The 12,414-nt window shown below is 62.8% G+C and carries 10 protein-coding genes and 2 pseudogenes; 9 read left to right on the top strand and 3 right to left on the bottom strand.

Annotated features, from left to right (window positions below; translation table 11 throughout):
• Positions 1-5: 5 nt before the first annotated feature.
• Entirely contained in the window at positions 6-3,017 is a 3,012-nt protein-coding gene (locus tag CSV86_RS16450) for a T6SS effector BTH_I2691 family protein (protein ID WP_240160517.1), read from the top strand.
• Between the two features lie 44 nt (positions 3,018-3,061).
• Positions 3,062-3,784 carry a DUF6708 domain-containing protein gene (locus CSV86_RS32010; protein ID WP_240160516.1) on the top strand — a complete coding sequence of 241 codons (723 nt, stop codon included), beginning with the start codon at positions 3,062-3,064 and terminating at the stop codon, positions 3,782-3,784.
• Between the two features lie 88 nt (positions 3,785-3,872).
• Here the strand turns inward: CSV86_RS32010 and CSV86_RS16440 are convergent, their stop codons facing one another.
• The gene (locus tag CSV86_RS16440; protein WP_009402986.1) at positions 3,873-4,790 is read right to left on the bottom strand and encodes a LysR family transcriptional regulator; all 918 of its coding nucleotides are present in this window, start codon (positions 4,788-4,790) and stop codon (positions 3,873-3,875) included.
• Positions 4,791-4,934: 144 nt separating this feature from the next.
• On the opposite strand from CSV86_RS16440, the pseudogene CSV86_RS16435 reads away from it, so the two are divergent.
• The 5 genes and pseudogenes from CSV86_RS16435 to CSV86_RS16420 all read left to right on the top strand — a co-directional run bounded on the left by CSV86_RS16435 (position 4,935) and on the right by CSV86_RS16420 (position 9,003).
• Positions 4,935-6,058, top strand: a pseudogene (locus CSV86_RS16435) (FAD-dependent oxidoreductase).
• 130 nt (positions 6,059-6,188) lie between these two features.
• Entirely contained in the window at positions 6,189-6,527 is a 339-nt protein-coding gene (locus CSV86_RS16430) for a Rieske (2Fe-2S) protein (RefSeq protein WP_009402984.1), read from the top strand.
• Positions 6,528-6,649: 122 nt separating this feature from the next.
• Positions 6,650-7,735 (top strand): annotated as a pseudogene (locus CSV86_RS33440) (cache domain-containing protein); the annotation flags it as partial.
• Positions 7,736-7,810: 75 nt separating this feature from the next.
• Positions 7,811-8,590 (top strand): methyl-accepting chemotaxis protein, encoded by a 780-nt coding sequence (locus CSV86_RS33435; protein ID WP_376699766.1) that lies wholly within the window; start codon positions 7,811-7,813, stop codon positions 8,588-8,590.
• Positions 8,591-8,664: 74 nt separating this feature from the next.
• Positions 8,665-9,003 carry a hypothetical protein gene (locus CSV86_RS16420; protein WP_037061286.1) on the top strand — a complete coding sequence of 113 codons (339 nt, stop codon included), beginning with the start codon at positions 8,665-8,667 and terminating at the stop codon, positions 9,001-9,003.
• A 66-nt stretch (positions 9,004-9,069) separates the two neighbouring features.
• Here CSV86_RS16420 and CSV86_RS16415 read toward each other — a convergent pair whose 3' ends face one another.
• Entirely contained in the window at positions 9,070-9,960 is an 891-nt protein-coding gene (locus tag CSV86_RS16415; protein WP_009402981.1) for a DMT family transporter, read from the bottom strand.
• An 86-nt stretch (positions 9,961-10,046) separates the two neighbouring features.
• Here CSV86_RS16415 and CSV86_RS16410 point away from each other — a divergent pair, with 86 nt between their 5' ends.
• Both CSV86_RS16410 and CSV86_RS16405 read left to right on the top strand, forming a co-directional pair.
• Entirely contained in the window at positions 10,047-10,862 is an 816-nt protein-coding gene (locus CSV86_RS16410; protein WP_009402980.1) for an AraC family transcriptional regulator, read from the top strand.
• Positions 10,862-11,566 carry a TraX family protein gene (locus CSV86_RS16405; protein WP_009402979.1) on the top strand — a complete coding sequence of 235 codons (705 nt, stop codon included), beginning with the start codon at positions 10,862-10,864 and terminating at the stop codon, positions 11,564-11,566. The genes CSV86_RS16410 and CSV86_RS16405 overlap by 1 nt, the downstream gene beginning before the upstream one ends.
• On the opposite strand, the gene CSV86_RS16400 is transcribed toward CSV86_RS16405, so the two are convergent.
• Positions 11,563-12,141, bottom strand: coding sequence for a hypothetical protein (locus CSV86_RS16400; RefSeq protein ID WP_205346339.1), 579 nt, complete (start codon positions 12,139-12,141; stop codon positions 11,563-11,565). The two genes, CSV86_RS16405 and CSV86_RS16400, sit on opposite strands and share 4 nt — an antisense overlap.
• Positions 12,142-12,414 lie beyond the last annotated feature (273 nt).

Raw genomic sequence — 12,414 nt, 5'->3', positions numbered from 1 at the left:
AGGCCGTGCGCATCGGCCTTGGGCAACCTCGCATCTTGCGCCAGGGCTATCTCTATGTGCTGCTCGACCGCCGCGAATGGCAGGCCTACGAGATTTCGCCCGAAGGGGCGCTGAGCCAGTTCCGCCCGTACCAGATGCCGCAGGAAGAACCCCGGCCACTGTGTGAGGCCTGTATCCGGGAGGATCACGACATCCCGGCATCCTTCATCAACATCGATGCCAACAAGTACTCCACCGCCTGGCTGGCCATTGCCAACGACCCCTGGCCCAAGGCGGTGCTGGATAGCTACCTGCACGGCGGCGTGGTCGACGGCGTTAACCTCGATGAACGCTTCCACCAACTCGACCTCAAGGCCGCGCGCAGCGACCCCGCCAGCGTCGGCATCGCCATGAGCGAAAGCGACCCGCAGCTCCAGCAGGTGCTCGAGTACGCGCAAAACATCCCCGGCGATTTTCGCAGCGTGCACGGCTTCTATGGTCGCCAGCACCGCCTGCGTGCCCTGAAGGGGCATCTGCGCAACGTGATCCAGGAACATGAACTGCCCAACGGCGTACTGGCCCTGGTGCTGCCTGACCCCATCGGCGTGGTCCAGGAGCTCAATGCCCAGCGTCTGCTCCGCCACCAGGCCATGCTGCAATGGTGTGCCGAACCGCAGCGCAGCTTCGAGTACTTCACCTCCCAGGCCTTGCTCGCGATCCGTGGGCATCAGATGGAAGTCGCGAAGGAAAGGGCGAAGAAGCGCGCGAAAGACGAAAACAAGTGGCGGAGCGAGCAGAACAACAACCCGATGGTCAATCCGACCCTGCCGATGCTCAATCGGAACTTTCCCCTGCTCGATGTCGAGGCGGAGACCGCGCGCCTGGCCCCGATCAAGCAAGCGGAGGCCAGGGAGCGCCTGGAAGAACGCTACGACGAGCAGTCCCGTGCGGCTTTCGAGGCGGACTTCGAGCATACCCTCGCTGGCTGGCAACAGGTCTTCGATGACGTTGCCGAACACTATGAGCACCACTGCAAGGACGCGGCCTATCAGCGCGCGGCCAGGTATGACTACAGCATCACCGACCCGCGCTCGGTCGCGCTGTTCTTCCGCATGCAGGGGACCTGCCTGTCCGGTGGTGCGACCGAACAGAGAGGAGACGGCCCGCTGGGCCCAACCTTGCGGCTCTGGAAAACGCTGCTGGAGGATCACGACAGCCTGCTGTACCGGGCCCTGACTGCCGGGATGATCCCGCTGTTCGGAGAGCTGCAGGATGCTCTCGCCGGTGACGAGCGCACCCGGGTCTACCACGCCATCAAGACCTTTATCACCACCCAGGAAGCCAGGAACCTGATGTCCGGGCCCGTCCAGGACGCCATCGGCCAACTGCTGTCCGCGGCGGCGACGGCCAGCAGTCGTCTCGGCAACGAGCTGTCGGACAAGACCCGGACATTGCTGGGGCATCTGCACCGCGCGGCCCTGCTGCGCCACTTCGGGGTGGAGGCCACGCGAGTCACCGTTTCCCTCAAGGTGGGCGAGTACCTTTCGCTGCTCAACGAAGTGCTGCAGGAAAGCACCGATCGCTACATGACCCGGCTCGACCAGCAGTTCCGTAAGCCGGCCCAGCGCAAGGTGCGCGCCATGCTGCTGAGCAACACCCTGTCGGCGGCCGTGCCGGGCGCTCCAGGAAAGCTGGTCGAAGTCACGTTCTGGACCCTGGAAAAGGCCGAGTCCCTGAAGACCCGGCTGGACAAGCTAAGCGCCGGGGTCAGCGACGGCATTGGCGATGCCTTGCGCACGGTCACTGTCGGTGCCGAAGCAGTCCAAGGGGCCATGGACAACCTGGCGCGCAAGGTGACCCTCCATGCCGAGGGCTCCATCCAGCTGGCGCGGGAGTCGATGCACAGCATGCGCACCGCCGCTGTTGCCGGCACACCCGGCGCCAGCGCCATGGGGCTGGGCCTGATCAGCTTGTGGTTCCAGCAGGACAGCCTGCGCCGAAGCTATGCCAGCCTGCTCGATGCGGTGGGGGACAAGCATCCCGAAGCGGTGGCGGCGGTGATGTCGGCATCGATTGGTGTGATGGGGGCCGGTACGGAGGTTGTCGGTGGGACGATTCAGATGGTTCGGCCGGATCTGCACATGCCGACCCGGATTGTTGGACAGACAGTCGGGGTGGGGGCGCGGATCGTGCAGTACGGTGGGGCGCTGGTGGCGTTGGCTAGTGCGTTGGAGGGGTTGCAGTATGCGTTTGCGGCGGTTCGAGTAGGAGAAGTCGGAGATACAAAAGCAAGAGATGCTTACATAAGAGCGGCGATCATGGCCGGTCTTTCAGCAGGAGCAGGATTTGCAGGCTCTCTGGCGCCAGTCGCTATAGCACTTGCTCCGCTCGCAGTCAGTGTATTACTGGGCCTTGTTGCGTACGGCGTAGCGGTATGGGCGAAAAAGCAAGAGTCACAACCCCTTGAACTATGGGCGAGACAATCTCTTTGGGGAGTGCCAGAGACGTATCGTCGCTGGAAGAAGCCAGAGGACATGGATACGGCAATTGGTGTCTTGAACGCAGCCTTGTTGGGTTTGACTGCGGATGTGGGAATGGCGTTGAAAGCCGAGCAGACGGGCGGGCTTGCTATTGGTGACGCAATTCCGGCGGGACTCTTTCTGGACTACAAGCTCGTCCTGCCTGGGTATAAGGCTGATGTGTCAGGTTATGAATGGGCGTTGCAGGTATTCCGGCCAAACCACACTTTGGGAGAAACCATCGCGAGTGGTCGTAGCGGTGGGGTGAATGGTCCGTTACCGCCTCCGGCGAACTGGAAGAAACCGGGTTACCATCCGGAAACAACGGCGCCTGTCATTACGCAAAATGCCCAAACACTCGAGATTCAGGGTTCCATCAGTTTCTTTGGATATCTTGAAGTTCATGCTTTTGAACTCGAAGTCCTCTATTGGCCTGACAAGAGCGATAATTCAGGCTTCGCCCGACTGATCGTGAGAGAGGACAAGATCAAGGGACAAGTCAGGTTGGAACTCGCATGAAAGGACCGAGACTCAATCCACCCTGTCCTGGATGGCGAGAGGATTTGCCCACTCCCGAAGAGTCGCCGGTTATGGCTCCAGCGCTTGGTCTCGATACCCCCAATCATCAAGATGATGTTTTTCTGGAGTTGCCTCGGGCATCGGCTCTTGTTAGAGGGGTGGTGATATGGTTCGTGCCCCCCTCAGCCGTATCTCTTTTCATATCGTCATGGCTTTATCTATTTGCTGAGCGAACGCTGGTGATCGAAGAGTGGGTCATTCTTATCTCAACTTCACTCATTGGTATCTGGTTAACCCTATTTTTTTGGAAATTCGATGTATCTCCTCCCCGCGACCTGCCTCTTCGTTTCAACCGAGCTCGCCAACGCCTCTACGCCTACAACTTCAAATACCGCTGGTGGAACCCCTTCGAAAAGTGGCGGGTAGTGCCCGTTGCCTACGACTGGTCACAAGTCCGAGCCGAACGCTGGAGAAGAACCCACTTCACGGCCCAGGGCGGGGTCATCATCCAGTTCGGCGTCGAACTGTCCATCGTCAAACCCGGTACCAACCAAGTTATCGACCGCTTCCCCCTGACCGCCATGGGTGCCGACGAGCACGCTTGGGCCTACGTCTGCACCTACATGCAACAAGGCCCTGACGCGCTGCCTCCACCGGGGCCACCTCGAGACCATAACGATGTGCTGTGGTGCAACGTCGCCATGCTGCTGGCGCCGAAGGTCGAGTGGCCGGCCGATATGGACCTGGAGTCGAGGACCGCGCCATGAGCAGTTCCGCAAGCTGGCCCAGCGCAAGGTGTGGGCCATGCTGCTGAGCAATACCCTGTCGGCGGCCGTGTCGGATTCGAAGGAAGCCTCAGGCCGCCAACGGTGTCGCGCTCGCCATTTCCAGCAACTTCCCCCGTAGCCACGCCAGCACCGGATCCCGGTCCAGGCTGCGGTGCCAGCTCATGTACTCCTGCATCGCCGGCAGGTTGACCGGTGGCGCGACGATGCGCAGCGGCAGGTTGCGTGCATACAGCCGGGCCAGGCGGCCATGTACCGTGGCCACGCGCTGGGTGCCGATCACCAGTTGCGGCAGGGTGTTGAAGTCGTGGGTGATCACTTCGAGCCGGCGCTTGCAGCCGTATTCGCTCATGAACCATTCCTCGATCCCCGGCGTGCGACTGCGCCCGAATACCACCGAGACATGCCCCAGCTCCAGGTATTGCTCCAGGGTCAGGCGCTCGCCCACCGCCTGGTTGTCCTGGCACACCACGCAGACGTGCTGCTCTTCGAAGAGCAACTGCGATGGGTGCTCCTTCACGATGTAGTGGTCCGGCGCGATCATCAGGTCCACTTCCCCGCGCATCAGCATTTCCCGTGCGGTTTCGCCAGGGCTGATCAGTTCGAAGGTCATCAGCGGCGCGTGCCGGTTGATTTCGCGGATGACTTCGGCGAACAGCACGCTGATCAGGTAGTCGGAGGCCATGATGCGGAAATGCCGCTTGCTTTCGGCGATGTCCTGCACCGGCTTGGCGGTGATCGAGGTCTGGATCTTGAGCAGCACTTCGCGCACCGGAATTTCCAGGTCGCGGGCCAGTGGGGTGAGCATCATCTTGCGCCCGACCTGGACCAGCAGGTCGTCCTCGAAGTAGGTGCGCAGCCTGCCCAGCACCCCGCTGGTGGCCGATTGGGTCATGTGCAGACGTTCGGCGGCTCGGGTGATGTTCTGCTCTTCGAGCAGGACATCCAGCGCCACCAGGAGGTTCAGGTCCAGGTGTTTGAAGCGCATGGCAGGCATCTCGTTGTTGTATTTATTTTCGCGATACCCTGCATCCCCAGTAACGATTAGTCAAATCCTTCCCCGGTTCCTAGCCTGTGCTTCCAGCCTCCTGCCCGAGGGCTGATCCAGACAACAAGAACAAGGGAAATACGCATGAGCGATATCAACAGAGTACTGATCGTGGGCGGCGGCATCGGCGGCCTGTGCGCAGCGATCGCGCTGCGGCGCCAAGGGGTCGAGGTCGACCTGGTGGAGATCAAGTCGGAGTGGACGGTGTACGGCGTCGGCATCATCCAGCAGAGCAACGTGGTCCGGGAAATGGCCCGCCTCGGGGTGCTCGATCGCTACCTGGACGCTGCCTACCCCTTCGAGGACGTCGGCATCTACGACCTGCAGGGCAAGGCCCTGGCGCGCATTCCCGGGCAGCGCCTGGCCGGCCCGCAATACCCGGCCAACGTCGGCATCTCGCGCCTGGCCCTGCACCAGGTGCTGAGCGATACCGCCATCGAACTCGGTACCCGGGTACGCCTCGGCATCAGCGTGGCTTCCTATGAAGAATTTCCCCTCGACCTCAATGTCAGTTTCACCGACGGCTCCAGCGGCCGCTACGACCTGATGATCGGTGCCGACGGCGTGTATTCGAAGATCCGCGGCCTGCTCTACGGGGATAGCTATACCCCACGCTTCACCGGCCAGGCCGTGTGGCGCTACAACTTCCCCGGCATCCCTCCATCGACCACCTGGCCAGCTACACCGGCGCCGAAGGCAATGCCGGGCTGGTGCCGTTGTCGGACGGCCTGATGTACATGTTCTCTACCTCCCATGAGCCGGAAAACCCCTGGTTCGAGAAGGACCAGCTGGCCGCCACCATGCGCGACCGCATCGCCGGAATCGGCGGGCTGGTCGGCGAGCTGCGCGAGCAGATCACCGATGACAGCCAGGTGGTCTACAAGCCGATGGAAGTGCTGTTCGTTGATGACCCGTGGTTCAAGGGCCGGGTGATCCTGATCGGCGATGCGGCCCATGCCACCACGCCGCACCTGGGGCAGGGTGCCGGGATGGCCATCGAGGATGCCCTGGTGCTGGCTGAGGAACTGTTCGGCGACGGTGATCTGCGGACCCGTTTGCAACGCTTCATGATGCGCCGCTTCGACCGCTGCAAGTACATCGCCGAAAACTCGATCCTGGCTGGCGAGCGGGAAATGGCCCGGGATGCCGGGTTCGACCGGGTCGGGCTGACCAAGGCGATGCTGGCGCGTACGGCCGAGCCGATCTGAACATTGATCGAGAGAGCAAGATGGGCCCCGTGGGAGCTGGCTTGCCAGCGATAGCTCTAGTGAATTCCCCATCGCTATCGCTGGCAAGCCAGCTCCCACAGGGCCGTGAATCATGTGGAGAAAAACAAGCGTGTCGAACGTTCCTGTTCTGCTATGCCACGAACACCACCTGCAAGAAGGCCAGGCCCGCGGCTTCGACCCCTGGCACCAGGGCCGCGACACCGTCCTCGCCTTGAAGTGGAAGGGCCAGATCAAGGCCTACCGCAACCTGTGCCCGCACCTCGACGTCGCCATGCAATACCGCAAGGACCGTTTCATGTCCGGCGACGGCCAGCACATCGTCTGTTTCGCCCACGGCGCGCTGTTCGATCCCGCCGACGGTTCCTGCCTGCTGGGCCCTTGCCTGGGCCAGTCACTCCAGGCCCTGGAAATCCACCAGGACGAGCAACTCAATCTGTGGATTCACTAGATTGATAACTTGTACACAAAATCAACCCTAAAGATTCACGATGCTGCGGCCGAAAACCAGGAGATGGCAAGGTGCCATTATCTGACCAACGGATCAACTTCTGCCTGGATCGTGACTCTTTCATGAGAATAAAAACCAAGCTTGCCCTTGCCTTCATATCCGTCGCCATCCTCCCGGTCAGCCTGGTCGGCATCATGGCCGTAAGCAATACCCGGTCTGACGCGGTGAGCCAGTTCCTCGACAGCAGCACCCGTGAAATCCGCCAGATCGACGGCAACATGCGGCAGTTCTTCGACGGAACGCAGCAAAACGTCGATCAGATGGCCAAGGATCCTGTATACACCTCTGTCACCAGACTGAAACATTACCAGGGCCCGGATGCTGCGCAGCAGCCGTTGCCGGAATCCGCCAGGCAAGTGATCGCCCGCTTCGCCCAGTACGGCGAGACCCACCCGGCCGCGGCCATCCTGTCCATCGGCCTGGAAGACGGCAGCTATGCCAAGTGGCCGGATGATCCGAAACTGGCCAACTACGATCCGCGCACCCGTCCCTGGTACAAGGCGGCCATGGCCAGCCCCGACAGGACCGTACGCACCAGCGCGTATTACTACGACAAGGACGATGTCGCGCTGGTCGGCACCGCTCGCGCCATGCTCGACGAGGCCGGCAAGGCCAAGGGTGTGTTCGTGGTCAGCGTTTCCTTGAAAAACCTCACCGAACTGGTCAAGAGCATCAAGCTGGGTGACAGCGGCTATGTGATGCTGATCGAAAACGACATCGTGCTGGTCGACCCCCGTGACAGCGCCCACAGCTTCAAGCCGCTCAAGGACCTGGGCGAACCTTATGCCAGGCTGGCCGCGACCACCCAGGGCTCGACGGCGGTGGAGATCGGCGGGACCCGCTACATGGCCAATGTCTGGACCTCGCCCGGCCTGGGCTGGCGCTTCGTCGGCCTGATCGAGGAGCAGGAAGTGATGGCCACGGCCACGCGCATGACCTGGCTCACCGCTGGCATCGTGATCGTGCTGGGCTTGCTGTTCGCGGTGATCGCGGCGGCCTTCTCGCGGGTTATCGTCAAGCCGATCGGCCAGGTCAGCAGCGGACTGCAGTCGATTGCCGAGGGCGAGGGCGACCTGCGCCAGGACCTGCGAGTCCATGGCAAGGACGAAACCGCCGAACTGGCAGGCTGGTTCAACAAGTTCCTCGCGGCGATCCGTCAACTGATCCAGCGCATCGGCGCGGCCTCCACCAACCTGCATGACGCGTCCCGGGCCAACAGCGAGATGGCCGGGAACATGAACGAGGCCGCCGGTCGCCAGCGCGAGGCGGTGGAACTGGTGTCCACCGCGTTCAACGAAATGGTCGCCACCGCCAATGAAGTGGCACGTTCCTGCAGCAGCGCGGCCGACTCCGCGGAGAACGGCCATCGCCGGGTGGCCGAAGGCAAGCAGCAGATCGAACAGACCACCGAGAACGTCAACCGCCTGGGCAGCCGCCTGGTGGAGTCGTCCCAGGCCATGCTCGAACTGGAGGCCGGCAGCCGCAGTATCAACCAGATACTCGGCACCATTCGCGGTATCGCCGAGCAGACCAACCTGCTGGCGCTCAATGCGGCCATCGAGGCGGCGCGGGCGGGAGACCAGGGCCGGGGCTTCGCCGTGGTCGCCGACGAGGTACGCGCGCTGGCCAAGCGCACCTCCGATTCCACCGGGGAAATCGACCAGTTGCTCAACAGCCTCGGCAGCAAGACCCAGGAAGTCTCGGAGAAGATGGAAAGCTGCCTGGACCTGTCCCGGGCCAGTGTCTCGTCCATCGAAAACGCGCGGGACAGCTTCGAAGGCATCCAGCTTTCGGTCAACGAGATCCGCGACCAGAACCTGCAGATCTCGGCAGCGGCCGAAGAGCAGCACAGCGTCGCCGAGGAGATCAACCGGCATATCCAGCAGATCTACGACGAGGCGCGGGTGGTGGAGCAACTGGCAGGCTCTGCGCGGGAGGATTCGGGACGGCTTTCGGAGCTGTCGCAGGAATTGCATCAACTGGTGGGGCGGTTCAAGTCGTAACGCCGTGATGGCCCTTTCAACCCTTGTTTTCGCATAGCATTTTTCGCTTCTTGGACAGTGGGACCTTTTTCCAGATGCGATTCGGATATGCAGGTGCGGTGGCCCTGGTGCTGATGTCGGTGATGACCTCGGCCCAGGCCAGGGAGTTGAACAGGAAACAGATCGAAATGTGCCGCTGGGGCTCGGAAGTGGCCCGCTCGGCACAGCACTCGAAGCTCTCCGGGACCACCCTGTGGCGGGCCCGGGAGAATCTCAAGACGCGCAAGTACGCGGAACGATGGATGCCGCGGATGGCCCTGGGCATCACCGAGCAGACCTACGCCAGCCGCAGTCGCCTGCAACCGGCCTCGGTGAAGAAGACCTACTACGATGGCTGTATTCGCCACGAGCGTAACCGTATTGCCAGGCGCTAGGTCACGCCTCGACTGGACAGCGGCTGCGCTGCGCAGCCGCTGCTTCCAGCGGTTCGCGTCAAGCCTTCATTGCGTTACACACACCTTCTCCGGCGGCCGCAACGACCCGATATACACCGCCACCACCGTCAGCAACGCCCCGCCAATCTGGACTGCGGAACTGGGTTTTCCCAACAGTGCGACATCCACGAAATAGGTGATCACCGGCTCCAGCAGCAGGATCAATCCCGCCAGCCCCAGGCTGATATGCCCGATCGACCGGTTCACCAGCAGCCAGCCTGCGAACTGCACCATCACCCCGTAGATCACCAGCATCAGCAAGGTCTGCCCGTCAGCGATAACCAGGCTCTCGCCGCGCAGCAGCGCATAGCCCAGCATCACCAGTCCGGCCCACAGGCTCAGGTTGAGCATCTGCGCGAGCTTGTCGCCGCCGCCGCAGGGCAATTGGCTGGCGGCCTTGAGGCAGTAGACGCAGACCGCATAGGCCAGGCCCGAGGCAATCCCGAACAGTACGCCGCGCACGCCGGCTTCGTTGCTCATCTCCGGTGCCAGCAGCAGGTACAGGCCGAAGAATGCAAGGCCGATGGCGAGGCTGAAGTTCAGCGACGGTTTTTCCTTGAGCAACCAAAGGCCCAGCAGGGTCATGAAGAACACCTGGCAGTTGGTCAGGATCGATCCGATCCCCGGGCCAACGATGTAGATGCTGTGGTGCCAGAGGATCAGGTCGATGGCCAGGAACAGGCCGGCGAGGGCAGTGAGGCGCACGGCCGCCGCCGATGGCAGGCGTACCGGTACCCGGCGCCATTTCAGGCAGAGGTAGAACAGGATCGAGGCGAACAGCATCCGGTAGAAACCGGCGCCACCCGCGCCGATATCGGCGAAGGCAACGGCCAGTGCCGAGAGGCTGAGCATCAGGCCGCCAGTGGTGAGTTCCAGGAGGGCACGTTTGTTTTGCATGTGGAAGGCATCGCTTGCAGGTTTGCTTGGGAACGCAGAACCTATCAGGCCTGCCTCCGCAACGATTGGACGAAACTGGACAGCCGATGACGCCGCACGAGAAGGACTTTTCCCGTTTCCTGCGCATTCCCGAAGGGGGCTGCGAGCTGCTCAGCGCGCGCTACAGCCAGCAGCATTTCGGCAGGCATGCCCATGATCGATATGCCTTCGGGGTGATCACCCACGGGGTGGAAAAGCTGTATTACCGTGGCGCCCACCACCTCGGCGGCAGTGGCACCGTGGTCACCCTGAGCCCGGGGGAGATCCATGACGGGGTGCCGGTGGACCAGGCTGGGTGGGTCTACCGCATGCTGTATGTCGATCCTTGCTGGTTGAACGAGCATGTGCTGGCCGGACGTCATGCCAGCCAGTACGTGCACCTGTTTCGCGCGCCGATGAGCGATGATCCGGCGCTTGCCCGGTGCCTGCTCTCGGCCCATGGTCGCCTCGCCGATTCGCTGTTGCCGCTGGAGCGCGAGACGCTGCTGGTCGAGACGCTAGCCGCTCTGTTCGAACGGCACGGGCATGACCTGGCTCGTCCCGGTCGTCCCGAGCGCGAGGCGGTGCGGCGCATTCGCAGGCGTCTTGACCAGGAAGCGGAGCACAACCTGTCCCTGGAAACCCTTGGCCTGGATGCCGGGATGGACCCGCTCTACCTGATCCGCGTGTTCAAGCGCGAGGTCGGGGTGGCACCGCACAGTTACCAGATCCAGAAGCGAGTGGCGCGGGCCCAGGTGCTGTTGCGCCTGGGTACCGACCTGGCCGAGACGGCCCTGGCCTGTGGCTTCTTCGACCAGAGCCATATGACCCGCGCCTTCAAGAAGGTGGTCGGGGTGACCCCGGCGGCGTTCCGGTCGCGTTGATGGCTCGCTCGGCGTCCCTCGATCTGCTCAAGTGGCTGGCGATCGTCAGCATGATCGGCGATCACCTGCGTTACCTGTGGCCGCAGCAGGAGTGGCTGTTCATTCCCGGGCGCCTTGCGTTCCCGTTCTTCTGCCTGGCACTGGCGGCGAATGTGCTGCGCGCGACGACTATCCAGTGGCGATACCTGTGGTGGTTCCTGGGTTTTTCGCTGCTGTCCGAGGTGCCGTATCGCTGGCTCGACAACGGCTCGCCGACCCTGAACGTAATGCCGACCCTGGGCCTTGGCCTGCTGCTCGCCTGGGGTGTGCATCTGCGCACCCGTGCCGCGACGTGGCTGGCGCTGGTGGCTGCGCTGGTCGCGACGCTGGGCAACGCCTGGCTGATGTACGGTCTGCCGGGCGTGCTGCTGCCGGCGGCGTTGCTGATCGCGTTGAAAGAGCGGCGGTTTGCCTGGCTGGCTGGATTGCTGGCGGTCGCCGGGAATTTCACCAATGGTTGGCTGTTCCAGCATCCGCTGGCGCCGGTTTCGCTGACGGTAGCCGGTACCGCGTTCATGGCGGTGTCGCTCGGCCTGGCCTTGCTGCGCCACGAATGGCCCGGCCCGGTGCCGCCGGTGGGGCGGTGGGCCTGGGCGTTCTATCCGTTGCACCTTGCCGCGATCAGCGTGTTCGCTCACATGGTTCGGGCGGGCACAGGCTCCTAGACATTCAGCGGATCCTCCCGATCCTCCTTGTCCTTGCGCAACTGCGCCGGGTCTGTTGCTTCCACCTCGCTCAGCGGCCTGATCAAGGTCTGTGCCGCCACTGCCGCCTGCATCTGCGGCTCCATCCCGGCCATGGACTTGATCTCGCTTTCCTCCTTCAAGCGCAAGGCGATCTGCTTGTCGATCGCGTCCTTCTTCTCGGGTGGCAGGGCCTCGTAGTCTGCCTCGGTCAGGCCCAGCTCGCCGAGCATCTTCAGGCGGATCTTCTCCGCTGGCGAAAGCGCCATGTAGTCACGGAATTCCTGGGCTGCGCTGCGGCTGGTCGCGTCGCTGTCGGCGGGGTTCTGCAAGGCTACCTTGAGCTTGGCGAACGCTTCGTCCTGCGCGTCCTTGGCATCCTGGTAGGTGGAGCTGGAAGCGTTGCGTGTTGCCGCCGCACTGGCGACGCTGGAAACCAGCGACACCTTGGCTGTCTGCACCTGATAGGTTTGCTCGTCCACGCCGCTGGCGGCAGGCAGGTTTCGCTGTTGCTGGACGGCAGCGTTCTGCCAGCCATGGCCATTGATGATGCTCACAGGATCGATCTCCTTGAATTGGACCACCAGTACGGGCAATAGCTGTGCCAGTCTGGTAAAACCCTTGTGTACCGCGGCTTTGCCCCTCCAGAGGGGGCGCCGCTGTGCCTCCGGGCGGAAACCCCTTGCCGCTCGCGGCAAGCCGGGCGGCATTAAAGTTTGCCTGCGTGATGCCGATCACAAGATCACTACAGCCGGGCCATGACCCGGCAGCCCATGCGGTTGGAGTTCCCTGCCGGTCGGGCAGGGGGACGTCGCCTTGCGTCCACTTCA

The organism is Pseudomonas bharatica CSV86 (assembly GCF_000319305.2).
Taxonomy (GTDB): Bacteria; Pseudomonadota; Gammaproteobacteria; order Pseudomonadales; family Pseudomonadaceae; genus Aquipseudomonas; species Aquipseudomonas bharatica.
The sequence above is the reverse complement of the archived record's forward strand: the minus strand, read 5'-3'. Positions and strand labels throughout refer to the sequence as shown.